Source organism: Neisseria sp. P0001.S007, from assembly GCF_051963655.1.
GTDB classification, from domain to species: Bacteria; Pseudomonadota; Gammaproteobacteria; order Burkholderiales; family Neisseriaceae; genus Neisseria; species Neisseria subflava_A.
Genome location: NZ_JBQCUB010000002.1, coordinates 28,110 through 51,211, shown reverse-complemented (window position 1 = coordinate 51,211; position 23,102 = coordinate 28,110). Strand labels below are relative to the sequence as shown.

Here is a 23,102-nt window from a genome sequence, read left to right as displayed (position 1 = left end):
TTGAATTTAAACTTATTTATTGTGTTGATGGGAATATTCCCATTCTTCAAAAGTTTGCCGTTCTGAAGATAGCGCAAGCCGATTGCGTTTCTGTCTCAAGCCATTTCGAGTTTACCGTTGAGTTTGAGGCAGAATCCTGATGACGGGTTGGCAGAGCCAATGTTTAGAGACTTTGAGACCTAGCCATTGTTCAGACGGCCATCGGGTACTTTCTTAAACAGGCGATAGAAATTGTCGCTGGTGTTTTGTGCCAATGTTTCCAAGCTCTCGCCGCGCAGATTGGCTAAGAACTCAGCCGTATAGCGGACGTAGGACGGCTCGTTTTGTTTGCCGCGCTTGGGAACCGGCGCGAGGAAGGGCGCATCGGTTTCTACCAAGATTCTATCGGCAGGGACGTATTTGGCGGCTTCCTGTATCAGCGGTGCATTTTTAAACGTTACAATGCCGGAGAAGGAGATATACATGCCCAAATCCAAAGCGGCTTTGGCAAAGGCGACGTCTTCAGAGAAGCAGTGAATCACGCCGGAGTTGGTGTGGCACTCTTTCAAAATCCGCAATGTGTCTTCGGCTGCATCGCGTGTGTGGACGATAACGGGTAGGCCGCTTTCGTTGGCGGCTTGGATATGGTCGGTAAAGCGTTGATGTTGCCATGACAAATCGCCTTTGCACCAGTAATAGTCCAAACCGGTTTCGCCGATACCGACGATTTTGGGATGTTTGGCCGCTTCTACCATTTCGGCAATGGTAAATTCTTCTGCTTCTTGGCTGTCGGGATGTATGCCGATGGTGCAGTAGATGTGGTCGTTTGCCTGAGCAATGTCGAAGACTTCGGCAAAACTTTGTTTGCTGACGCTGATGGCAAGCGCCTGTTTGACGCTTTGCGCTTCCATGTTGGCAAAGACTTCGGGCAGGCGGTCTTTTAAGCCGTCAAAGTTGAGATGGCAATGTGAATCGATTAAATACATGGTATTTATTACAGGGTAAAAGTAGTGCGGTCGCTGCGCAGACGCGGGCCAAGCTCGGCTTCGATCAGGTTTTTTGCCTGCAGGCAGCTTTCGTGTTCGGAGAATGCAAGTCCTACGCCTTTGGGACGGTGGGCTGAAGTGCGCGCCGGATTGATCCAAACGACTTTGGTTGGCAGGAAGCGTTTGGGATAGTCGGCGATTTCGACGGCCAAGAGGATGTCTTCGCCTAGTGAGAATACGTCATCGGTCGGTACGAACAGGCCGCCGTGTTCTAAAAACGGCATATAGCAGTTGTACAACAAATTGGGGTCTTTGAGTTGCAAAGCCAACATCTTCGCCGGAATGTCTTTTTTATTCATCATTGATTACCTGTTAGGGTTTGTTTTGCCAAAAATCCAAATATTCGATAAGCAGATACTCAAGCTGCATTTTAACACTCAAGGTATGATATCCGTAAGGGTTGAGCGCGTTCAGACGGCCCAATAGGGCAAACAGCTTGCGTGAATCGGTTTTAGAGGCTGTCTGAAGCAGGGCTTGGGCATGGTGCGGATAATAAAGCGGCGCCATGTTTTGTTGTGCCAAGCCGACATCCATCAGCCACTTTTGCAGCCAGTCGATGAAAACGGCCAGCGGTTGTTTTTGTTTGTCGAACGCGGCGGCGTAGTCGAGTATGGCCAACAGGCGCGGGGCAGCCAGCAGCGTCAGCAACTCTTCGCGTAATGCGTCCAATTCTGGAGTCGGCGTGAATAAAGGTGCGCCGCTGTGGAATGCCAACATGGCTTCGGCATTTTCCACGCCCTGTTGGCGCAGGTATGCCGCAGCCTGCTCATGGGTAGGCGAGGGCAGCACCATCTGGCGGCAACGGCTTTTGATGGTGGGCAGGAGTTTGTCGCGTGCATGGGTAACGAGCAGGAAAACGACGTGTTGCGGCGGCTCTTCCAGAGCTTTCAACAAACCGTTTGCCGCCTGTGTGTTCATGCTTTCCGCCGGATGCACCAATACCACGCGCAGGCCGCCACGGACAGCAGTCAGGTAAATGTTTTCCACAATATCGCGCACGGCATCGATTTTGATTTGCAGGAGTTTGCGTCCTGTTGCCTCGCCTTCGGGAATTTCCGGCGTGAGTTCATAAAAGTCGGGATGGGTATTTTGGCTGAATAAATGACACGAAGCACACTCGCCGCAGGGTTCATGACCGGACTTGGGCGATTCGCACAGCAATGCCTGCGCGACAAAGCGGGCAAACTCGGTTTTGCCGGTATTTTCTTTGCCGGTAAACAGCCAAGCGTTGGGACGGTTTTGCCAATGGGCGGCGAGCTGTTGCCATTGGGTTTCATGCCATGGGTAAATCATATCGTTTGGGAACTATAAGGTAGGTGGTTATTATACTCTCAGGCCGTCTGAAAAAGGTTTCAGACGGCCTTTAATAAACTGCCTAAAAATTAATCAATTATCGTCTTTCTTTGAAATATCAATTATTAAGCTTACTTATTCACAGCCTTTGCACACGCTTGTTTGGGGAAAATGTGCATTTTGTTTGGCGGTAAAGTTGTGCTTAAAATTTAGGCAGATGTGTTTTTTAATTTTAAATCAGACAGTAATCTGATTTATGCACAAGCTGTCCACGCGATTGAACAGTGAAAATGTGCATGGTGGGGATACATTTCAGACGGCCTTATTTGCTGATTTTCAACAAAGCGGTCAAATCCCCGATAAATTTCGGTTCCCGTTTGATGAGGTAAACAATCAACGGAATATTACCTACGGCAACAATCAAATACAGCAGCGTGATGCTGTTGAACAACATCAGCAAAACCGCGCTCAAAATGGCAGCCGACACCATAAACACGCCGTTGATGATGTTGTTGGCGGCAACAGCATGGGCGCGGAAGGTTTCGCTGCTGGCAGTTTGCAGCCAAGTGTAGAGCGGTACGGAGAAGAAACCGCCGAAAAAGCCGATGGCCGACATCACGAGCATAATCGGATACGCTTGGGCTTGCGATAAAAACCAAATAATGCCGTTTAATTCGGTAAAGCGTTGGCCTTGGGTCAGCCACACCAGCAATAATCCACAGACCGTCAGCCCCAGAGTGCCGATGGTAACCAAGCCCAAAATCAGGCGCTCGTGGCTGAGTTTGGCGCATAACACCGAGCCGATGGCGATGCCGATGGAGAACAGCGCCAACATCAGGTTGAACACATTATCGTTGCCGCCCAAATGGATTTGCGTGAACGTCGGCAGTTGGGTGGTATAAACCGAGCCGACAAACCAAAACCATGAAATACCGATGATGGAAGTGAATACGGGACGATTGGCTGCCGCTTCACGAATCAGTGAATTCGTGCCTTTGATGATGTTCCATTCGATTTTTGTGTCTAGCATTTTAGCGGCTACAGACGGCATAAACAGGCTGGTCATCGAGCCGCCGATAGCGACCAATAACACCAAACCGCCAACAATATACGGCGGAACGCCTGCGACTGCCGTGCCCAAAATTTGGCCGAGCAAGATAGCGATAAACGTACCCGATTCAATCAGGCTGTTGCCCATAATCAGCTCTTTGTCGTTGAGGTAATCGGGCAAAATGGCATATTTCAGCGGGCCGAACAAAGTCGATTGCGTGCCCATGCAAAACAGGCAGATTAAAAGCAAAGGCGCGGATTGGATGTAGAAGCCATACGCCGCCACTGCCATGATGATGATTTCCAACAGCTTGATCCAACGTGCCAAAACGGCTTTATCGAATTTATTGCTCAGCTGCCCTGAGAGCGCGGAAAACAGGAAGTAGGGCAGGATAAACAGCATTGCGCCTAAGTTTAGCATTTGGCTGGGCGGCAGCAAGTCGTTTTTGCCTAAACCGTAAAAACTGATCATCACGAATAATGCGGTTTTGAACACATTATCGTTAAACGCGCCTAAAAACTGCGTCCCAAAGAGCGGCGCAAAACGGCGGGTCGTGTGGAAATTCAGATTGTCTTTTTTAAGGCTCATTGTTTAGATTCTTTGTCTTCGTCTTTTTCGATCAGTTTTTCAGTGGAGTCGTCGTCCATCAAAATGCGGTGCGCAGGGCCTTCAAGGTCGTCAAACTGTCCGTTTTTACCCGACCACCAGAAAAACCAGCCGATGATAAAGGCCAAAATAATGCTGATGGGGACAAGGATAAACATACTTTCCATTACATCGCTCCGGTCAAATCGGTCAGGATAAAGGTTTTACCGCTGATGGTCAGGTATTCGTTGCGCAACGCACCGATATTTTTATCATCAAAAAACAATTCGATACGGTCTTTAACTACGCGCCAGTATTGCGGGATATCGGTTTGCTCAAAAGGCGATAATACAGCCGCTTCGGCTGCATCTTCGTTTTGCAGCTTGATTACAAAGCGTCCGCTTTGCGGCGGATTTTGCGATTCATCATCTGCTAACATAATAAAAAATCCGGCGTGTTCGCCGTCTTGAGTATGGATACTGAAATAATGCATATCGGGAAATCTTCAAAAACGCCGTCATTTTTTCATACGGCCTAAAATAAAATTCCGTCCATTTTACATCAAATATTAAGTCAAGCAGCCGATTACATTTTTTGTTAGAATACGACGTTTACTTTGTTAATCTGTTCAGACCGCTACCCACTACGTCCCACAAGGGGTGCAACATAGCCGGAGCAGCAGTCAGGCCCCGACAAAAAATGCCGTCTGAAACCTCAAGGAGCATAAAATGACACAAAAATTAATCTTGGTTTTGAACTGCGGCAGCTCTTCTCTCAAAGGTGCCGTATTGGACAATGACAGCGGCGAAGTATTGCTGAGCTGCTTGGCAGAAAAACTCAATCTGCCTGATGCCTACATTACCTTCAAATTCAACGGCGAAAAACATAAAGTTGAATTGACTGCCAAGCCAGACCATACCGGCGCGGTAGAAGCCCTGATGGACGAACTCAAAGCCCACGGCCTCGACACCCGTATCGGTGCGATCGGCCACCGCGTGGTAAGTGGCGGCGAATTGTACAGCGAATCCATTTTGGTTACTGACGAAGTTATCGACGGTATCGAAAAATGTATTCCACTTGCTCCTCTGCACAACCCGGCACACCTTTTGGGTCTGCGTGCTGCACAAAGCATCTTCAAAGGCCTGCCGAACGTTGTCGTATTCGACACCGCATTCCATCAAACCATGCCTGAACACGCTTACAAATATGCTGTTCCACATGAGTTGTATGAAAAATACGGCTTGCGCCGCTACGGTGCGCACGGTACCAGCTACCGCTTCGTTTCTGACGAAACTGCACGCTTCCTCGGCAAAGACAAAAAAGACCTGCGCATGGTGATTGCCCACTTGGGTAACGGCGCATCTATTACCGCCGTCGCCAACGGCGAATCACGCGATACCAGCATGGGTCTGACTCCGCTGGAAGGTTTGGTTATGGGTACCCGCAGCGGCGATATCGACCCTTCAGTTTTCAGCTTCTTGGCTGAAAATGCCAACATGACCATCGCCCAAATCACCGACATGCTGAACAAAAAATCAGGTCTGCTCGGTATTTCAGGTTTGTCCAATGACTGCCGTACTATCGAAGAAGAAGCTGCAAAAGGTCATCCAGGCGCCAAACTGGCTTTGGAAATGTTCATCTACCGCTTGGCTAAATACATCGGCAGCATGACAGTCGCGGCAGGCGGTTTGGACGCATTGGTCTTCACCGGCGGTATCGGTGAAAACTCCGACATCATCCGCGAACGTGTATTGGGCTACTTGGGTTTCCTCGGTCTGTACATTGACCAAGAAGCCAACCTGAAAGCCCGCTTCGGCAATGCCGGTGTGATTACCACTGCCGACAGCAAAGCTGTTGCCGTTGTGATTCCTACCAATGAAGAATTGATGATTGCACACGATACAGCCCGTCTTAGCGGCCTGTAATCCGTCATTATTGAAAACCTGCCCGCAAGGGTAGGTTTTTTGTTGTGTATAGATGAAAAAAATTTTGAGAATATATTGAAAAAAGCCGGCAAACATTGTGTTTGTCGGCTTTTTAATCAGTGCAATATTAAGAATACTGATAGATAGGTTTAGAACTTATAACTGATGGTAAACAGCAAAGTCCTGCCGCGCGCGTAGTTGTTCAAGACGGAGCGTGTCGTGCCGCCATATTTGCCATTGCATAAACCGTTGGCATCGCATTCGACTTCCTCATCATCCCAACCGCCTTTTCTTTCAAATACGCTGAAATAGCGCTGGGTTGCGGCATCGTTTGCAGCATCCAAAGGATCGACATAGCGTTTATTGAACGCATTTTGAATGTCGAAACGAAGAATAAGGTTTTTCTTTGGTTCATAATTGGCATAGAAATCAAAAATCATTGGCTGTCTGTTGATGCTTTCTGTTTTTTTGATCACTCTTCTGCCCATTTGATGTGAAGAGTAGGTATTGGCGCCGGTTGTACCGTCAACAAATTCCTCCTCAGTCGTCGCCCGTGTACTTTTGCCGTAATAGCGCATAATGCCGCCGATGGTCAATTTGTTGCCCAACCATCGGGATCCTAATTCAAAACGGCCATAATCTCGGGGTAAGCGTGAAATTTTGCTTAAGCCGTAGCCCTGTTTAATTTGGTCTTCTTTAGAAGAGTTGCGGGGCGATTCGCTGGCATCGCTATAATTGGTCGGCTGGTTGGTTTTTTGATATGCGTAAGACAGGGTTGTAAAAAAGCGGCCGAAATCATAGTTCATTTCCACTTCCAAACCATTTTTATGAACAGGTTTGGCATAGTTTCGATGCTGGATAGAGTATTGCAGGCCGGTGCTGGTTACCCAGCTGGGTGCTTTATCCAAATCCCACCATTTGCCATAAACATTGTGGATATAGTTGTTTATCCTGCTGCGATAGGCGACCAGTTTGAAACCCAATACATCGTCCGGCTTGAAAATCCCTTTTTTGAAGGTATTGAAGCCTATTTGGTAAGTATTGGCCTGTTCCGGCTTAAGGGCAGTATTGACGCCCGAGTCGCCGATTTGTGAAAAATACATTTCTTGAATATTCGGCATTCTATGCGTACGCGAATAGCTGATAAACGGCATAAAGTAGTCGTTGACATTGATGTTTAATGCCACCGAATGGTTTACCGCATGCTTTTTACCGGATTTGGTATAAACCGGTTCGTAAAGGTCGCAGCTTGGCGTGCAATGCTGTTTATAAATTTCAGAATCTTCTCCAAATGCTTTTTTAAAGTCTTCTTGGGTATTGAAGTAGTCGGTATATTCGCCCTTGTAGCGGTAGTTGACCATATTGGCGCTGTAATTCAATTGATAAATGCCTTTTTTCAAGGAAGTATCAAAATAGAACGTATTGAATTTTTGCTGGCCTGAAGGTTGCAATATGGTTGATTTTTGAGGAAATATTCCTTTGTCGCCTTTGAAGCGGCCTAAAAAGCTGTACAGGCCGGCATCTTGATCCGGGCCGTCATAAAACAGGCTCAGCTCTTCCGGAAAGCGGTTTTTACTGTATTGGTTTTTAAAGAAATTGAAACCGACAGTAGTTTTTAAATCTGTTTTTTGGGGAAGTTTGAAAGAAAAGCTGTTGTTGATATCCAAAAGATTGGCCGTATTTTTGGTTTCCAAATAATCAAGCAGTCCCCATCCTGAAAAACGTGAGTTTTTCGGATATTTTTGTTTTCCCAAATTATGGGCGGCCAACACGTTTAAATCGACATAATCGCCAATGTTTAAGTTGTAATTGGCTTGGTAGTTGCGGTTTTCTACTTTTCGGCTGCCGATACGGTTGTTCATGGTACGAAGCTGAAGGTTCAGCTTGTTGTTGTCGTTTTCGTATTCCACTTTGACCAAATGGCTGTTTGAGCGTTGTTGCAGGCTGGTCGGGTCGATTGGAGTCAGATCCCATTGCGGTGCCAAATTCTCTTTCCAGCCTCTTTCCAAGTCATCGACATAATCTCTTTGTAAAACTTCAGGATCGTTATATTTTTTGGAGAAAGGGTAGTCCCAATAGCTTTTACCGACCGCATTGCGCTTGGAAAAGTCGCGAACCCAACGATTTTGCCCTTGGTCGAATTTTAATAAGTTGCGTTCAAAATATTCTTGTTTTTTACGGTCCAAATATTCTTCGCCAAAATTGCCGATACGCTGACCGCCGTCGCCTACTTTATAGTTTTGCTCGACATTACGGTGGCTGTAGCCATATAACGCGCCAAGGCGCGCACCGCTGTCAAACCATTTTTGTACTGCTCCGGTTGCCATAAAGTTGCTTTTGGTGCTGTTTGTGCCGGTCAATCCTTTGGTCAAGAGGCCGAAGGTATTGTTTCCGTGTACCACATCGTCTACCCGCAAAGTACGGAAATTGGCTGTACCGGATAAGGCATTGATGCCGTTGGCACCTGTGAAACTGCCTTTGGTTACATCCACGCCGGCAATAAAATTGGGATCCAGTGCCGTACCGAATTGCGAGGAGCTGCCGCTGCGTCCGGCATCGGCAGAAGTGGAATAGAAGGTTTGGGTTACGCCGTCAACCATCGTATTGACACGTCCCAAACCGCTATCGCCACGGATATTGACCGCCAATACCCCCGATCCCTTGTCTTGTTGGGTAAAAACGCCGGGCATGCTCCGAACGATGGTATCAATGTTTTCGCTGGATTGATAAATGCGTTCACGCGAACTTTTGGCTTGGCCTTCGGTAAAAACTTTTTTCTCTTTGGCAATGTGTTTGCCTTTGACTTGAATTTCATCAAGCTCTTGAGTTGAAACCTCGTCTTCTGCGTGTGCGATACTTGTTATAGCCAGTAAAGATAATGTTAGTAGATTTAATTTGAAATTCGGATTCATGATAGTTACCTCAGAAACGAAGCCGCTACTTTATAACATATTATTAAACTTTACAAATATTTTAATAATGGTTTTTATTTATTAAAAAATAAAGTAAAATTTTGTTTTAGAAGATAATCCACCCGCATATGATTAATCTGGCTGAAAAGATAAAGCAGGTCTGAATTTGAATTTGGGTGGTTGAGAAGAAGGGAGATTTAATTGAATTTAAACAGCTGGAAGAAGAAAATTTGATTGCGCTATGTGAATTGAGCCGTCGGTTTCAAATGAAACCGGTAAAAAACATGAAATGCAAAATATAAAGTCGATATAGAAAGGTTTGAAGGCAGTTGAAGAAAAGGCCGTCTGAAAATGATATTTCAGACGGCCTTTATTGCTTTAAGCCTTATTCCGGACCGCGGAATGTATCGTGGCAAGATTTGCAGCTTGCACCGGTTTCGCCGTAAGCGGCTTTGATTTCTTCGAGCTTGCCGGTTTGGGCGGCGGCGTTGAGTTTCTCAACTGCTGCGACGAATTTTTCTTCTTCAGCTTTGAATGTTGCCGTGTCTGTCCAGATGGCAGGCAGGGCGCGGCCGTTGCCTTGAGGATCGGATTCAAACAGGGTGAACGGTTTTTTGCTGTTTTCAGCAAAAGTGGCTGCAGCTTGTTTGAATTTCTCAACGTCGTAAGGCTCTTCGTCTTTAACCATTTTGCCCATGCGGGTAAACTCAGGCATCATGGATTTGAACGCGGCCGTACGGTCTTCGGAAATCGGGCCTTTAGGCTGGGAAGGCGCGCCGCTGCCGCCGCAGGCGGAAAGCGTAAGCACCACTGTTGCCAAAGCAACAGGGAGAAAACGGGTTTTCATATGGAGTGTGTCCTATTGTAATGATATGATTATCGTTAAATTTAAAATCAGCCAGCCAAACGCTTAGGCCGTCTGATAAGGCGTTATCATACCTTAAACCCAAGTCTGAAACGAGTACAGAAAGGAAACGATATGGCAATTTTGATTACCGGGGCATCGGCAGGATTCGGCGCGGCGATGTGCCGCACCTTTGTTGCGGCAGGCTATCATGTCATCGGCGCGGCAAGGCGCGAAGACAAATTGCAGCAGTTGGCAGAGGAATTGGGCGAGCAGTTTTACCCTTTGGAAATGGATGTTTCTCGTACGGAGTCGATTCAAAACGCTTTGAACAGTCTGCCCGAGCATTTAGCTGAAATTGATTGCCTGATCAACAATGCCGGTTTGGCTTTAGGTCTGGATTCCGCTGATAAAGCCGATTTTGGCGATTGGGAAACCATGATTCAAACCAATATCATCGGCCTGACTTTTCTGACCCGCCAGATTTTGCCGCAAATGGTAGCGCGCAAACAGGGCTACATCATCAATTTGGGTTCGATTGCCGGCAGTTATGCTTATTCAGGCAGTAATGTCTATGGCGCGACCAAGGCTTTTGTGCGCCAATTCAGTATGAACCTGCGCGCCGAATTGGCAGACAAAAACATCCGCATTACCAATATCGAACCGGGCTTGTGCGGCGATACCGAGTTTTCCAACGTCCGTTTCAAAGGTGACGATCAGCGTGCGGCCGAGGTTTATGAGAATGTCGAGTTTATCCAGCCGCAAGATATTGCCGATACCGCTTTATGGCTCTATCAACGTCCTGCGCGGATGAACGTCAATTCCATCGAAATCATGCCGGTTGCCCAGACCTTTGCAGGCATGAAAGTTTACCGTGACGCGCCTGCTCCAGTGAAGGCAGAAACGTTTGAAAAACAAAGTATGTCTTTGTTTGGAAAAATTAAATCTTGGTTTAAGTAATCGGCATCAGGCCGTCTGAACATTTCAGACGGCCTCTTTGTTATCTGAAATTGAACAAACACGTTATAATGTAATTTTTTATTAACAAGGCCGTCTGAAAGGCTGTTTCAGTTATGAACGCAATCAAACAAAAAATCTTAGAACAAGCGCAGCGCGATGGTGTGCAGGTAACCGCTTTGCGCGAGCAAGTGCTTGATATTGTTTTGAAACAAAGCGGCGTGATTAAAGCCTACAACGTTCTGTCGCAGATGCAGCAGCAAAGCGAGGGCGTGGTTGCGCCGCCGACGGCCTACCGCGCCCTTGATTTTTGGGCGGAGCAGGGCGTTTTGCACAAAGTGGCGGCGGTCAACGGCTATATTCTGTGTAGCCACGCGCAGCACGAGTGCGACGACCATTGCCATGACCACGAAGAAGCCGAAGCGCACCACAGCGCGTTTATTTTGGTTTGCACCGAATGCGGTACGGCAGATGAGCAGACCTTGAGCCAAGAATGGGCGGCATTGCGTGCAGGCGTGGCCGAAACCGGTTTCTCATTAAAAGAAGAACATGTTGTTTTAACAGGAATTTGTAAAAAATGTCAGAAGTAAAAAAGACTAAAGTCCACCTGATTTCAGGCTTCCTCGGAACAGGCAAAACCACCGCCCTTAAAAGTTTGATGGCGCAAAAAGACCCGAATGAAAAATGGGTCATCATCGTCAACGAATTTGGCGAAATCGGCATTGACGGCGCTGTCTTGAGCGACAACGGCATTCCCGTGGCAGAAATCGCCGGTGGCTGTTTGTGTTGTACTGCAGGCGCGCAAATGGGTACGACCGTACAAAAAATGCTGCGCGATGCCCAACCCGACCGCTTGATGATTGAAGCCAGCGGTTTGGCGCATGCCGCCAGCGTTATCGACGAATTGAAAACCAAGCCGCTCGACAGTATGCTGGAAATCGGCGCCGTCTTTACCGTTGTCGATCCGCGCCAATTCATCAATCCCGATTACGCGCAACAAGCCTTGTATAAAGACCAAATCGGCATTTGCGACGTATTGGCCGCCAGCAAAACAGACTTGTGCACGCCCGAGCAGCTGGCCGAGTTTCACGATAAAGCGGCCAAGCTGTTCCCGCCTAAAGCCAAAGTGGTTGAAGTACAAAATGCACAACTTGACATCCAATGGCTTGATATTCCCGTTGTCGAAAAATCGCGCTACCGCCTTAAAGCCCTGCCGGACAACACCATGGGCTTCCAGTCTCAAGGCTTCACGTTTCCTGCCGGACGTGATTTCGACGGCGAAAAGCTGACTGATTTCTTTAACGACCTGCCTAAATTTACAGACGGCCTCGTGCGAGCCAAAGGCGTGTTCCAAGTGCTCGGTACATGGGTATGGCTCAACTGGGTGGACGGTCAATGGGGCGCAAACCAAGTTTCATGGCGCCGTGACTCGCGCTTTGAGCTGATTGCCAAATCGTTTGACGCGGATTTAATTGAGAAGAAATTGCAGGAGGCCTTAGAGAAGTAAATAATCGGCCAAACGCTTATTAATCCGTTACTATATGCTGTCTGAGGTCAGTGGTTTCAGACGGCCTTCAAATCAAAAAATAGAGGAACACTTTATCATGTGGCGTTATATCTTTCATCGTTTGCTCCTTTTGATTCCCACGTTGTTGGGGATTTTGGCGATTACCTTCGCCGTCATTCAGTTTGTTCCCGGCGGTCCGGTGGAACAGATGGTTCAGCAGCTGACGCAGGGCGCAGTTGGTGGCGAAACAGCAGGACGCAGTATGCCTGGAACTTTGGCTAAAAACGGCAACCGCATCAGTGCGGAAGATTTGGCCGCTCTGAATGCTTTATACGGTTTCGACAAGCCGCCTGTGACGCGATTTGTGGATATGGTATGGAAATTCTCCCGTTTCGATTTGGGCGAGAGCTTTTTCCACCACCAAACCGTATTTGAGTTGGTAAAAGAGAAAATGCCGGTATCGATGAGTTTGGGTTTGTGGACATTCTTCCTAACTTATTTGATATGTATTCCGTTGGGTATAGCCAAGGCGGTCAGGGATGGCAGCCGGTTTGATACGGTTACGGGTATGATCATTTTGGTCGGCTATACCGTACCGCCGTTTGTCTTGGGTTTGGTGTTGCTGGTGTTGTTTGGCGGTGGCAGCTTTTTTGCCTGGTTCCCGCAGGGCGGCTTGGTCGGCGATGATTTCGATACGCTCTCTTGGGCGGGTAAAGTCAAAGATTATTTGTGGCATATGGCCTTGCCGATTACCGCTTCGGTAGCAGGCAACTTGGCGGTCATGACCGTATTGACGAAAAACGTATTCCTTGAAGAAATCCGCCGTCAATATGTTTATACCGCGCGAGCCAAGGGCTTGCCTGAGAAACAGATTCTGTGGAAACATATTTTCCGAAATGCCATGATTCCTCTGATTACCGGTTTCCCGGCCGCATTTATCGGCGCATTCTTTACCGGAAGCCTGTTGATTGAAACGTTGTTCTCGCTGGACGGGTTGGGTTTGCTGTCTTACGAGGCAGTGATGAAACGTGATTATCCTGTCGTAATGGGTACGCTGTATGTGTTCACACTGATGGGGTTGTTGGCTAAATTGGTGTCAGATATTTCGTATTCGTGGGTCGATCCGCGCATTCACTTTGGCGGACAGAAATAAGGCCGTCTGAAAATGTCTTCAATCCATTATTAAAGAATGTTTCAAACCATGAAAAAGAAAAAATCTACTTCAAACCCTACTTGGCAAGCCTTTAAACAGCATAAGCGCGGTTGGTTGGCTTTGCGGATTTTGGCCGTTTTGTTTGTCGTCACTTTGCTTGCACCTTTGTGGAGCAACGACAAACCTTTGTGGATACGTTATCAGGGCGAGTATTTCTTCCCCTTGGTAAACGAATACAACGAAGCCACATTTGGCGGCGATTTCGATACGCCGGCGGATTATCTGGATCCGCTTATCCGCCACAACATTACTTCAGACGGCAATTTTGCCTTTTACCTGCCCAATCCTTACGATGCCGATACCTTGAACGATTTTGATACGGTACCCGATCCGGCCAAACCGTCCGAACGGCATATCTTGGGAACGGACGATCGCGGCCGCGACCTTTTGGCGCGCTTGGTTTACGGTTTCCGTGATTCGCTGTTGTTTGCTTTGGTGTTGACCGTGGTGACTACCGTGATTGGCGTGATTGCAGGCGCGGTGCAGGGTTATTTCGGCGGCAAAACCGACCTTCTGATGCAGCGTTTTATCGAGGTTTGGGGCGGTATGCCGGAGCTGTACCTCTTGATTATCCTGTCTTCGTTCTTTAATCCGGGGCTGTTGATTTTGCTGGTGTTGCTGTCGCTTTTCGGCTGGATGGGCTTGTCCGACTATGTCCGCGCCGAGTTTTTGAAAAACCGTCAGGCCGATTATGTTTTGGCGGCGCGCGCGATGGGCGTGGGCAACCGTGAAATCATGTGGCGCCATATCCTGCCCAACAGCTTGACGCCGGTATTGGCCTTCCTGCCTTTTCGTATTTCTGGCGCCGTACTTGCCCTGACCAGTTTGGACTTCTTGGGCTTGGGCGTACCTGCCTCACAGGCGAGTTTGGGCGAGTTGCTGGCGCAAGGCAAAGACAACTTGGATGCGTGGTGGATTGGCATGTCTGCCGTTGCTACGCTGACGGTAATGCTGCTTTTGCTGGTCATGATCGGCGAAGGTTTGCGTCAGGCATTTGACGTACGCGCACGCAGTTAATTGCTTTTCTAAAGTGTGAAGAGGATGGGCGGAAAAGCCTGTCCTGCATTCTTAGGGCCGTCTGAAAAGTTTCAGACGGCCTCATCCATTCGTTTGAATCATTAAAAACCATGAATCAAGAAATTACATTTCTTACTCTTTTTCTACTCGGCTTTTTTGGCGGAACGCATTGCGTCGGCATGTGCGGCGGATTAAGCAGCGCATTCGCTTTGCAACTGCCGCCACATTTAAACCGAATCGGGCTGATTGTATTGTTGAACTTGGGGCGCATCAGCAGCTATGTCGTCATTGGCCTATTGGTCGGCTTGGTTGGGCAGGTCGGCATTTCCTTGGACGATACGCGCGCAGTTCAAAACGGTTTGTATATTGCCGCCAATGTCTTGCTGCTTTTACTCGGTCTGTATCTTGCCGGTATTTCGACTGCCGCAACCAAAATCGAAGGCATCGGCAAACCGATATGGAAACGCCTGAATCCTTTGTTAAACAAATTGCTGCCGATTAAATCAGTGCCTGCCTGTTTCGGCGTGGGCGTGCTTTGGGGCTGGCTGCCTTGCGGTTTGGTGTACAGCGCGTCTTTGTATGCTTTGGGCAGCGGCAATGCCTTGCACGGCGGGCTGTATATGCTGGCGTTTGCATTGGGGACATTGCCGAACCTGCTTGCGATGGGCATATTTGCAGCGCAGTTGAAAACCTTTCTGCAGAAACGCATGGTTCGTTTGTGCGCCGGATTATTGGTAGCAGGATGGGCGATATGGCGCTTGGCTGTATTTGCGATGGGGCAAATCGGGTAAGGTAAAAAGGTTTTATTTAGTTTGTTGTTTTGCAATCAAAAAGGCCGTCTGAAAGATTTTCAGACGGCCTTTTTCACAAGAAAGATTAATGTATCAAATTCCAAGCCATCTTGGCGGCAATCAGCAGCAACATAATGCCGAAGGCGATTTTGAGTTTTCGGGCGGGCAGTTTGTGCGCCGTTTTTACGCCGAGAGGAGCAAAGAGGATGGTGGCAACGCTCAATATGGCTACGGCCGGAAGATAGATAAAGCCTGCCGCGCCTTCAGGCAGGTTGGCAATATGCAAACCGTTGGCAAAATAGCCGATGGTGCCGGCAATCGCAATCGGCCATGCCAAACCTGAAGATGTGCCGATGGCACGGTGCGCCGGAAAGTTGCAATACAGCAGAAATGGAACGGATAGCGAACCTCCGCCGATACCGACCCAGCTTGAAGCCGCCCCAAAAAGCGTACCGACGGCTGTCAGGCCGGGGAGGGCAGGCAGGGTGCGTGAAGGTTTGGGTTTGGAATTGCGTAGGGTTTTAAGTGCGATAAAGGCAAGAAATGCAATAAAGAAAACCTGCAAAGCCAGCGTCGGCATATATTTTGCCGTTGCCGCGCCGAGGAATACGCCAAGTATCATGCCCGGCGTCATCCGGCAGACGGTCGCCCAATCGATTGCGTGCTTTTTATGTTGGGCGTACATACTGGAGAAGGTGGTAAACACCATTACGGCAAAGGAAGTGCCGATGGCGAGATGCTGGGCATAGGGGTGGCCGCCTATGCCTTGCAGTTGCAACGCCCATAAGACGACGGGGACAATCAACGTGCCGCCGCCTACGCCGAACAGTCCGGCAATAAAGCCCGCCGCGCTACCGACGGCGAGCATGGAAAGGATGATGTCCCAAGACCACATTTCAGACGGCCTTGTCGTGTTTGTGAGTTTTATGGCGTTTTTTAGACCAACGGATGATTGCCATCACATAACCGGACAGGCTGTAACCGAGGAAAAACAGGAAGAGGACGAGCGAAGGCTCCCAGTTGATGAGCAGCAATACCAACACGGCCAACACCATGCCCATAAACGGTACTTGGCGGCGGATGTTGATTTCTTTGAAGCTCCAAAATGGAATCTGCACAATCATAGAAATACCGGCAAACAGGGTGATACCCAATGCCCACCAATACACGCCGGGGAAACGTTCGATGCTGTGGTTGACCCAAATCAGGCCGACAATCAACGCAGCGGCGGTCGGGCTTGGAACGCCGATAAACCAGCGTTTATCGACTTTGCCGATGAGCGTGTTGAACAGCGCCAAACGCAGGGCAGCACAGGCGCAGTAGATAAAGGCGACGGAATAGCCGATTTTGCCAAACTGCCAAAGTTGCCATTTGTAGGCAATCAGGGCAGGCGCGACGCCGAAACTGACCATATCGGCGAGGCTGTCGAGTTGTTCGCCGAACGCGCTCTGGCTGTTGGTCAAGCGGGCAACGCGTCCGTCCATACCGTCGAGCAGCATGGAAAGAAAAACTGCAATCGCCGCCGTTTCATAACGTCCGTGCATGGACTGGGTAATGGCGAAGAACGCGCAAAACAGTGCGGCGATGGTAAAGGAATTGGGCAGCAGGTAAATGCTGTTTTTGCGGATGGAGTTACGCGGAGGAATCGGATTTTCTGTATTTTGTGAGTTGTCCATAATTTTTCCGTATATGCTGCGTGTGCAGATGAGTCATTATACCGCATTGGTTGGTTAAGGGTTTTTAAAAGGCAGACATAGTTTCACTTCAATCGCATAAAGTTTCAGACGGCCTTTATTTTGTCAGTCAAACAACTCGCCTTGTGCCTGCTCTTTGGTCACGCGTACGTCGGTTTCGCCGTCGGCAAAAGTGATGTGCAGTTTTTGGCCTTGTTTCAATGTATCGGCATTGCGGATGACTTGTCCGCGTGTGTTTTTGACGACCGAAAAGCCGCGCTCCAGAATATGCTGTGGCGATACGGCTTCGAGTAATGCGGCTTGGGCGGTCAGGCTTTGACGGCGGTGGGCAAGCAGTTGGCGGAAAGAATGCGACAGAGCCGTCTGAAAGTGGGTGATGTTGTTTTTGTAAACGGAAACATTAGGACGGCAATGTTTCAGGGTTTGGGTTTGGCGTTCAAAACGGGCGGTATGGGCGCGGAGGTTTTGCGTCATCGAGTAAGACAGCGTTTGCGCCAGCTTGCTGATTGAAGCGCGCTGATCGTCAAGTTTTTGGCGCGGATGACGGATTTGCCGTGCGAGCCAGTCAAGTTTTTGGCTGGCATCGAAATAGCGTTGTTCCAAAACGGTTTTCAGACGGCCTTGCGCTTGGGCTAGACGATGTAGCGATTCTTGGCGGTTGGGGCTGACCAATTCCGCCGCACCGGTCGGTGTCGGTGCGCGTACGTCGGCAACGAAATCGGCGAGTGTGAAATCGGTTTCGTGGCCTACGCCGCTGACGACGGGAATCGCGCAGGTTTCGATGGCGCGCACAACCGGCTCTTCATTAAACGCCCACAAGTCTTCAATGCTGCCGCCGCCACGGCAGACAATCAGCACGTCACATTCGGCGCGTTGCGAAGCGGTTTTAATCGCTTGGGCAATTTGCAACTCGCTGCCTGTGCCTTGTACGGGCGTCGGATAAACGATAACAGGGATTTCGGGCGCGCGGCGGTTTAAGGTGGTCACAACATCGCGCAAAGCCGCCGCCGCCAGACTGGTGACGATGCCGATACATTGCGGACGGGCGGGCAAGGGTTTCTTGCGTTCCGCTGAAAACGCGCCTTCCGCCTGCAACTGTGCCTTCAATCGTTCATAGGCTTCGTAAAGCTGCCCCAAACCTTTGAGCCGCACCTCGTTCACGGTAATCTGAAACTCGCCCCGCGCCTCGTAAATACTGATTTTGCCCGCCACTTCGATATGGTCGCCTTCTTTCAAAGGCTTCGCTAAACGCGCCGCCGCACCTTTAAATATCGCGCAACGCACCTGCGCGCGGCTGTCTTTGAGCGAGAAATAATAATGTCCGCTGGCGGCACGGGTCAGATTGGATACTTCGCCGGCAATCCATAAGCCTGCGAGATGGTCTTCCAGCAAGGCTTTGGCGAGGGCGTTGAGTTCGGATACGGAAATGGAGGAGGGCGCGAAGAGTTCGGACATTGCGAAACAGAAAAATTGGGGAAAGTTGAATTATAAGGGTTTTAGGGCGATTCGTTGTATTCGTTTTTATGAAACTTGCGCCCTTTGTTTTAATATTATCAAAGCCGAATGTTCAGACGGCCTTGTCTGGTCGGGCTTGTGTTATATTATCGTTTGATTTTCGCTTCAAAAGCCGTGCGTATGCCCAAACTCCACCAAATTATCGAACGCCATTGGCAATCCCCCAATCCGTTTTTGTCTTTGCTGTTAAAACCATTGTCCAAGCTGTTTGCCAAAATTGCGGCGAAACGGCGCGATGATTTTGTTTCAGGCCGTCTGAAAAGCGAAAAATTGCCAGTGCCTGTGGTGATGGTCGGCAATATCCATGCAGGTGGGACAGGGAAAACGCCGATAGTCGCCGCGCTGGTGTCGGGTTTGCAGGAAAAGGGCGTTAAGGTCGGCATCATCAGCCGAGGTTACGGGCGCAAGAGTAAGGCGGTTCATGTATTGAATACAGCCAGCAGTGCGGCAGATGCAGGCGACGAGCCTTTATTGCTGTTTCGCCAAACCGGCGCGCCGACGGCGGTAGGCAGCAGCCGTGCAGAAGCAGGCAGGGCATTGCTTGCGGCATATCCGGAGCTTGAATTGATTGTGGCCGACGACGGCTTGCAACATTATGCCTTGCAACGCGATATGGAAATTGCCGTATTCCCGGCGGCGGATGCTGAACGCACCAATTTGGATTTACTGCCCAACGGCAGCTTGCGCGAACCTTTGTCGCGATTAGCTTCCGTTGATGCGGTCGTCGTCAGCGGCGGAAAAGCAGATGCGGCATTTAAGCCGTCTGAAAATATGTTTGCCAGCCATATTGAAACAGGGCAGATTTACCGTTTGAACAGGCCGTCTGAAAAATTGGATTTGGCGGGTTTGGGAAATCAAACCGTCGCCGCCGTTGCCGGTATTGCCAAGCCGGAGCGTTTTTTCAATACGTTGCAAAGCATGAATATTGCTTTAAAACAAACCGTTGCCTTGCCTGATCATGCAGATATTACGGCGGCGGATTTGCCGGACGCAGATGTGGTGATTATCACGGAAAAGGATGCGGTCAAATTTTCAGATGGCCACGGTCTGAATCATGTGTGGGTCTTGCCTGTTTATGCGATAATTGAGCCGGACTTGGCGGCGTTCGTATCCGCGAATGTTTCAATCTAAATGCTTATAGATGTTTCACAGATGTTTTAAAGATGATCTTCAAACTACGCGATAGGAGTAAATCATGAAGTTAAAATATTTGTTGGTTGCTTGCGCAGCTTTATTTGTATCCACTCAAAGCCTGGCTGCTAAACCAAGTGATGAATCTGCAATGAAATGGTTGGAGATTCAAGGGATAAGCAATAATTATAGCGAGAAAGTGCAACGTTCTTTGGAGATGGTGAATAAAGAGGACAATGAGCGCTTGTTAACGATGACGCCCAAAGCTCAAAAAGCGCAGATGAAGGCGGTCATCAGCCGTTATATGAAAAACATGCAAGACGATTTGAGCCGCCCTGAGTTGAAAAAGCAATGGTTGGATGAAGAAAAGCGTGCCGTACAGAAAGTATTTACACAAGAAGAAGTCGATGTACTCAACAGCTTCTTCTCTTCCCCTCGGGGCAAGGGTATTTTGAAAAAAATCAATCATCTCAGACAGCATGGCGGAGATATTGACAATGTGCTGAGCCAAGCAGACGTGGATAGCATAGTAAAAGTATTTGAGCATGGGGCCGGTAAGTCTGCATTTGAAAAGATAGAACGTTTCGACAAATTGAATGATGAGATTGTTGAAAAGACAATGAGCAACAACTATATCAACGCAAGCAGGAAATATACGCCTGCTTTTAAAGCGCAAACGCGTGATATTTTGTGCAAGGGCAATAAACATTCTTCGGAATGTGCCAAATAGTATGCAGGCTGTCTGAAAATATTGATATTTATTAAGTAGGTAGAAAAAATGAAATTGAAAACTTTATTGTTGCCTTTTACTGCTTTGGCCTTGTGTGCCAATGCGTTTGCCGCTACACCTAGCGATGAGTCGCTGGAGCGTTTGTATCAAGTACAGAAGATGGATGCTCTGTTGGATCAGACCTTCCAAAGTGTCGAGGGTATTGTGCTCTCTGATCCAAAGGTACAGGATTTTTTGAAAAATGCGCCGGAAGACAAACGTCCTCAGTTGGAAGCGGTCTTAAAGAAATATACAACTCAATTGATTGCTGAAATTAATACACCGCAAGTACATGCCCAGTTACATAAAGCGACGTTGGATGGCATAAAGACGGTTTATACTCAGGAAGAAGTCAACGCATTGATTGACTTTTACGGTACGACAGTGGGGCAATCGATACTCGATAAAATGCCACGCTATCTTGAGACAACGATGGGCCCGATGATAAACATCATTAATGAAAAATATGAAAAATCAGGTTATAACAAAGAATTAACTCGAGAAATTCATCAGATTATGTGTGGCGGCAAAAATCCTGCCCCAGCCTGCTCAACGCAACCCCAAAAACCGGCACGGAAAAAATAATGCCGCTTGAGGTCGTCTGAAAACGAGCGAAGCGAGTTTCGCTAAAACCATCAAACCCGAAAGTAACCCCATGGAAAAAAAATTCTTAGACATCCTCGTTTGTCCTGTAACCAAAGGCAAACTCGAATACCATCAAGACAAACAGGAATTGTGGAGCCGGCAGGCGAAGCTGGCTTATCCGATTCGTGACGGCATCCCTTATATGTTGGAAAACGAAGCGCGCCCGTTGAGCGAAGAGGAACTGAAAGCATGACCGAATTTGTCGTATTGATTCCGGCACGGTTGGATTCTTCACGTCTGCCGGGAAAGGCTTTGGCCGATATTCACGGTAAACCGATGGTTGTACGCGTCGCCGAACAGGCGGCGAAAAGCAAGGCTGCGCGTGTTGTTGTTGCCACCGACCATCCTGATATTCAGACGGCCTGTCAGGTGCATGGCGTCGAAGTGGTCATGACTTCCAATCAACACGAAAGCGGTACAACGCGCCTAGCCGAAGCGGCCAATACGCTGAAACTGCCGCAGCATCTGATTGTTGTGAACGTACAAGGCGACGAGCCTTTAATCGACCCTGAACTCATCAACCGTACGGCTGAAGTTTTGGTTGAAAACAATGTGCAAATGGCGACCGCCGCCCACGAATTGCACGATTTTGACGAGTTCATGAATCCCAATGTCGTCAAAGTTATCCTCGATAAAAACCGCAACGCCATCTATTTCAGCCGCGCCCCGATTCCTTATCCGCGCGACGCCATGCGCGCCGAAAAACGCGAATTACCTTCAGAAACAGCTGTTTTGCGCCACATCGGCATTTATGCCTATCGTGCAGGTTTCCTACAACGCTATTCCGAAATGGAAGTTTCTCCTTTGGAAACCATCGAATCGCTGGAACAGTTGCGCGTCCTGTGGCACGGTTATCCGATTGCTGTTGAAATCACCCAAGAAGCGCCTGCTGCCGGCGTGGATACGCAGGAAGATTTGGACAGAGTACGTGTTGCGTTTAAAGCTTAAGGCCGTCTGAAAGGAAAAGATATGAATGATTTCCGCCATTTGAGCCGTGAAGAACAAAAACTGCTTGCCGACGTGGCGAAGCTAGTAAGAGAAGACGAGCAAGAATTCAACTATGACATGCTGAAAATAGAAGCGCCGGAGCAGGCCAGCGGCGAGTTCTGGTTCCGCATGGCAGAAATGCTCAGCACTTTGCCGCCCAACCAGTCGTTGGACTTGCGTATGAACGGCGGACGCTTGACCGTTGCCGTATCGATTTTGTCGGTATTGCTGCAAGACAATCCGGATGTTCCGCAGCTTTGGGCACAAAAAATCATTGCGCTCAACTATTTGGCTCATGGCCATCAAACCCGTGCAATCGGTCTGGCGCAGCAGCCTGACAAAGCGGCCGAAGCCAATGAGGAAGAATATTTGGCGAAAGCCTTATCGCAAAACTTGCTTTCCACTTTGAAAGACGCGATAGAGCGATTCCCTGAAGACGCATGGTTTATCGGAATGCGCGACGATGCATGGAAGCATTTCGGCCCAAAAGAGGCCGTCTGAAGTTTTGAACGATAAACACAAGCCGTGTAAAATTATCTGAATATTAAATCCGTCAACCAAAAGGACTAATCATGAAAGTATTATTGTTGGGCGCACCAGGCGCCGGCAAAGGCACACAGGCTCAATTCATCACTGCTGCATTCGGCATTCCTCAAATCTCTACCGGCGACATGCTCCGCGCTGCCATCAAAGCAGGCACTCCGCTGGGTTTGGAAGCAAAAAAAATCATTGATGAAGGCGGTTTGGTACGCGATGACATCATTATCGGCATGGTTAAAGAGCGTATTGCCCAAGACGACTGCAAAAACGGTTTCCTGTTTGATGGTTTCCCACGTACATTGGCACAAGCCGAAGCCATGGTTGAAGCTGGTGTGGATTTGGATGCCGTGGTTGAAATCGATGTACCTGACAGCGTGATTGTCGACCGCATGAGCGGCCGCCGCGTGCATTTGGCTTCCGGCCGTACTTACCACGTTACCTACAATCCGCCTAAAGTCGAAGGCAAAGACGACGTAACCGGCGAAGACTTGATTCAACGCGACGACGACAAAGAAGAAACTGTGAAAAAACGCCTTGCCGTTTACCACGAGCAAACCGAAGTTTTGGTTGATTTCTACAGCAAACTGGAAGGTGAACACGCGCCGAAATACATCAAAGTTGACGGCACCCAAGCAGTAGAAGCCGTGAAAGCCGAAGTATTGAAAGGTTTAGGCAAATAAGTTTTGCCAAAGTAAAATGAT

Annotated in this window: 25 protein-coding genes; 14 read left to right on the top strand and 11 right to left on the bottom strand. The window is 48.7% G+C overall.

Features of this window, described 5'->3' with window-relative positions:
- Nucleotides 1–179: 179 nt before the first annotated feature.
- The 6 genes from ACTHRE_RS02670 to ACTHRE_RS02645 all read right to left on the bottom strand — a co-directional run bounded on the left by ACTHRE_RS02670 (nucleotide 180) and on the right by ACTHRE_RS02645 (nucleotide 4,447).
- Nucleotides 180–965 carry a TatD family hydrolase gene (locus ACTHRE_RS02670; protein WP_070644958.1) on the bottom strand — a complete coding sequence of 262 codons (786 nt, stop codon included), beginning with the start codon at nucleotides 963–965 and terminating at the stop codon, nucleotides 180–182.
- Nucleotides 966–973: 8 nt separating this feature from the next.
- Nucleotides 974–1,327, bottom strand: coding sequence for a PilZ domain-containing protein (locus ACTHRE_RS02665; protein ID WP_003682949.1), 354 nt, complete (start codon nucleotides 1,325–1,327; stop codon nucleotides 974–976).
- 10 nt (nucleotides 1,328–1,337) lie between these two features.
- The gene (locus tag ACTHRE_RS02660) at nucleotides 1,338–2,318 is read right to left on the bottom strand and encodes a DNA polymerase III subunit delta' (RefSeq protein ID WP_070644955.1); all 981 of its coding nucleotides are present in this window, start codon (nucleotides 2,316–2,318) and stop codon (nucleotides 1,338–1,340) included.
- 322 nt (nucleotides 2,319–2,640) lie between these two features.
- Nucleotides 2,641–3,957 carry an MFS transporter gene (locus ACTHRE_RS02655; protein WP_440344810.1) on the bottom strand — a complete coding sequence of 439 codons (1,317 nt, stop codon included), beginning with the start codon at nucleotides 3,955–3,957 and terminating at the stop codon, nucleotides 2,641–2,643.
- Complete coding sequence (gene ccoS / locus ACTHRE_RS02650) at nucleotides 3,954–4,142, bottom strand: cbb3-type cytochrome oxidase assembly protein CcoS (protein ID WP_003681462.1); 189 nt, start codon at nucleotides 4,140–4,142, stop codon at nucleotides 3,954–3,956. Before ccoS ends, ACTHRE_RS02655 begins: the two co-directional genes overlap by 4 nt.
- Nucleotides 4,142–4,447: an HLGFF motif protein gene (locus tag ACTHRE_RS02645; protein ID WP_070644951.1), complete on the bottom strand. Its 306-nt coding sequence runs from the start codon at nucleotides 4,445–4,447 to the stop codon at nucleotides 4,142–4,144. The genes ccoS and ACTHRE_RS02645 overlap by 1 nt, the downstream gene beginning before the upstream one ends.
- 235 nt (nucleotides 4,448–4,682) lie before the next feature.
- Here ACTHRE_RS02645 and ACTHRE_RS02640 point away from each other — a divergent pair, with 235 nt between their 5' ends.
- The gene (locus ACTHRE_RS02640; protein WP_070644948.1) at nucleotides 4,683–5,879 is read left to right on the top strand and encodes an acetate kinase; all 1,197 of its coding nucleotides are present in this window, start codon (nucleotides 4,683–4,685) and stop codon (nucleotides 5,877–5,879) included.
- Between the two features lie 149 nt (nucleotides 5,880–6,028).
- Here ACTHRE_RS02640 and ACTHRE_RS02635 read toward each other — a convergent pair whose 3' ends face one another.
- Both ACTHRE_RS02635 and ACTHRE_RS02630 read right to left on the bottom strand, forming a co-directional pair.
- Nucleotides 6,029–8,791, bottom strand: a complete 2,763-nt coding sequence (locus ACTHRE_RS02635; RefSeq protein WP_440344809.1) for a TonB-dependent receptor domain-containing protein — start codon at nucleotides 8,789–8,791, stop codon at nucleotides 6,029–6,031.
- A gap of 385 nt (nucleotides 8,792–9,176) precedes the next feature.
- Nucleotides 9,177–9,638: a c-type cytochrome gene (locus ACTHRE_RS02630; protein WP_063068203.1), complete on the bottom strand. Its 462-nt coding sequence runs from the start codon at nucleotides 9,636–9,638 to the stop codon at nucleotides 9,177–9,179.
- Nucleotides 9,639–9,770: 132 nt separating this feature from the next.
- Here ACTHRE_RS02630 and ACTHRE_RS02625 point away from each other — a divergent pair, with 132 nt between their 5' ends.
- The 6 genes from ACTHRE_RS02625 (at nucleotide 9,771) to ACTHRE_RS02600 (ending at nucleotide 15,120) form a co-directional block, all read left to right on the top strand.
- A complete protein-coding gene (locus ACTHRE_RS02625) occupies nucleotides 9,771–10,595 on the top strand; it encodes an SDR family oxidoreductase (protein WP_063068202.1) in 825 nt (274 codons plus the stop codon).
- Between the two features lie 113 nt (nucleotides 10,596–10,708).
- Nucleotides 10,709–11,182, top strand: coding sequence for a Fur family transcriptional regulator (locus tag ACTHRE_RS02620; protein WP_049351198.1), 474 nt, complete (start codon nucleotides 10,709–10,711; stop codon nucleotides 11,180–11,182).
- Nucleotides 11,170–12,099 (top strand): CobW family GTP-binding protein, encoded by a 930-nt coding sequence (locus tag ACTHRE_RS02615; RefSeq protein WP_070843360.1) that lies wholly within the window; start codon nucleotides 11,170–11,172, stop codon nucleotides 12,097–12,099. Before ACTHRE_RS02620 ends, ACTHRE_RS02615 begins: the two co-directional genes overlap by 13 nt.
- Before the next feature lie 97 nt (nucleotides 12,100–12,196).
- A complete protein-coding gene (locus ACTHRE_RS02610) occupies nucleotides 12,197–13,252 on the top strand; it encodes an ABC transporter permease subunit (protein ID WP_440344808.1) in 1,056 nt (351 codons plus the stop codon).
- A gap of 36 nt (nucleotides 13,253–13,288) precedes the next feature.
- Nucleotides 13,289–14,329 carry an ABC transporter permease gene (locus ACTHRE_RS02605; protein WP_070585748.1) on the top strand — a complete coding sequence of 347 codons (1,041 nt, stop codon included), beginning with the start codon at nucleotides 13,289–13,291 and terminating at the stop codon, nucleotides 14,327–14,329.
- 110 nt (nucleotides 14,330–14,439) lie between these two features.
- The gene (locus ACTHRE_RS02600; protein ID WP_003680951.1) at nucleotides 14,440–15,120 is read left to right on the top strand and encodes a sulfite exporter TauE/SafE family protein; all 681 of its coding nucleotides are present in this window, start codon (nucleotides 14,440–14,442) and stop codon (nucleotides 15,118–15,120) included.
- 85 nt (nucleotides 15,121–15,205) lie between these two features.
- Here the strand turns inward: ACTHRE_RS02600 and ACTHRE_RS02595 are convergent, their stop codons facing one another.
- The 3 genes from ACTHRE_RS02595 to xseA all read right to left on the bottom strand — a co-directional run bounded on the left by ACTHRE_RS02595 (nucleotide 15,206) and on the right by xseA (nucleotide 18,269).
- Entirely contained in the window at nucleotides 15,206–16,015 is an 810-nt protein-coding gene (locus ACTHRE_RS02595; RefSeq protein ID WP_377072302.1) for a sulfite exporter TauE/SafE family protein, read from the bottom strand.
- Between the two features lies 1 nt (nucleotide 16,016).
- On the bottom strand, nucleotides 16,017–16,796 hold the full coding sequence (pssA, locus tag ACTHRE_RS02590) for a CDP-diacylglycerol--serine O-phosphatidyltransferase (protein WP_377072304.1): 780 nt from the start codon (nucleotides 16,794–16,796) through the stop codon (nucleotides 16,017–16,019).
- Nucleotides 16,797–16,919: 123 nt separating this feature from the next.
- On the bottom strand, nucleotides 16,920–18,269 hold the full coding sequence (gene xseA / locus ACTHRE_RS02585) for an exodeoxyribonuclease VII large subunit (protein ID WP_377072306.1): 1,350 nt from the start codon (nucleotides 18,267–18,269) through the stop codon (nucleotides 16,920–16,922).
- 180 nt (nucleotides 18,270–18,449) lie between these two features.
- Between xseA and lpxK the strand changes: the two genes are divergently transcribed.
- From lpxK to adk, 7 genes are all read left to right on the top strand, one after another.
- Nucleotides 18,450–19,460: a tetraacyldisaccharide 4'-kinase gene (gene lpxK / locus ACTHRE_RS02580; protein ID WP_377072308.1), complete on the top strand. Its 1,011-nt coding sequence runs from the start codon at nucleotides 18,450–18,452 to the stop codon at nucleotides 19,458–19,460.
- 64 nt (nucleotides 19,461–19,524) lie between these two features.
- Nucleotides 19,525–20,190 (top strand): DUF2059 domain-containing protein, encoded by a 666-nt coding sequence (locus ACTHRE_RS02575; RefSeq protein WP_107867649.1) that lies wholly within the window; start codon nucleotides 19,525–19,527, stop codon nucleotides 20,188–20,190.
- A gap of 48 nt (nucleotides 20,191–20,238) precedes the next feature.
- Nucleotides 20,239–20,814: a DUF2059 domain-containing protein gene (locus ACTHRE_RS02570; protein ID WP_107867648.1), complete on the top strand. Its 576-nt coding sequence runs from the start codon at nucleotides 20,239–20,241 to the stop codon at nucleotides 20,812–20,814.
- Nucleotides 20,815–20,884: 70 nt separating this feature from the next.
- A complete protein-coding gene (locus ACTHRE_RS02565) occupies nucleotides 20,885–21,067 on the top strand; it encodes a Trm112 family protein (protein ID WP_049329252.1) in 183 nt (60 codons plus the stop codon).
- The gene (kdsB, locus tag ACTHRE_RS02560) at nucleotides 21,064–21,822 is read left to right on the top strand and encodes a 3-deoxy-manno-octulosonate cytidylyltransferase (RefSeq protein WP_377072311.1); all 759 of its coding nucleotides are present in this window, start codon (nucleotides 21,064–21,066) and stop codon (nucleotides 21,820–21,822) included. Before ACTHRE_RS02565 ends, kdsB begins: the two co-directional genes overlap by 4 nt.
- Before the next feature lie 21 nt (nucleotides 21,823–21,843).
- Complete coding sequence (locus ACTHRE_RS02555) at nucleotides 21,844–22,362, top strand: 3-deoxy-manno-octulosonate cytidylyltransferase (protein ID WP_070585739.1); 519 nt, start codon at nucleotides 21,844–21,846, stop codon at nucleotides 22,360–22,362.
- Nucleotides 22,363–22,433: 71 nt separating this feature from the next.
- A complete protein-coding gene (adk, locus tag ACTHRE_RS02550) occupies nucleotides 22,434–23,081 on the top strand; it encodes an adenylate kinase (protein ID WP_003746105.1) in 648 nt (215 codons plus the stop codon).
- Nucleotides 23,082–23,102 lie beyond the last annotated feature (21 nt).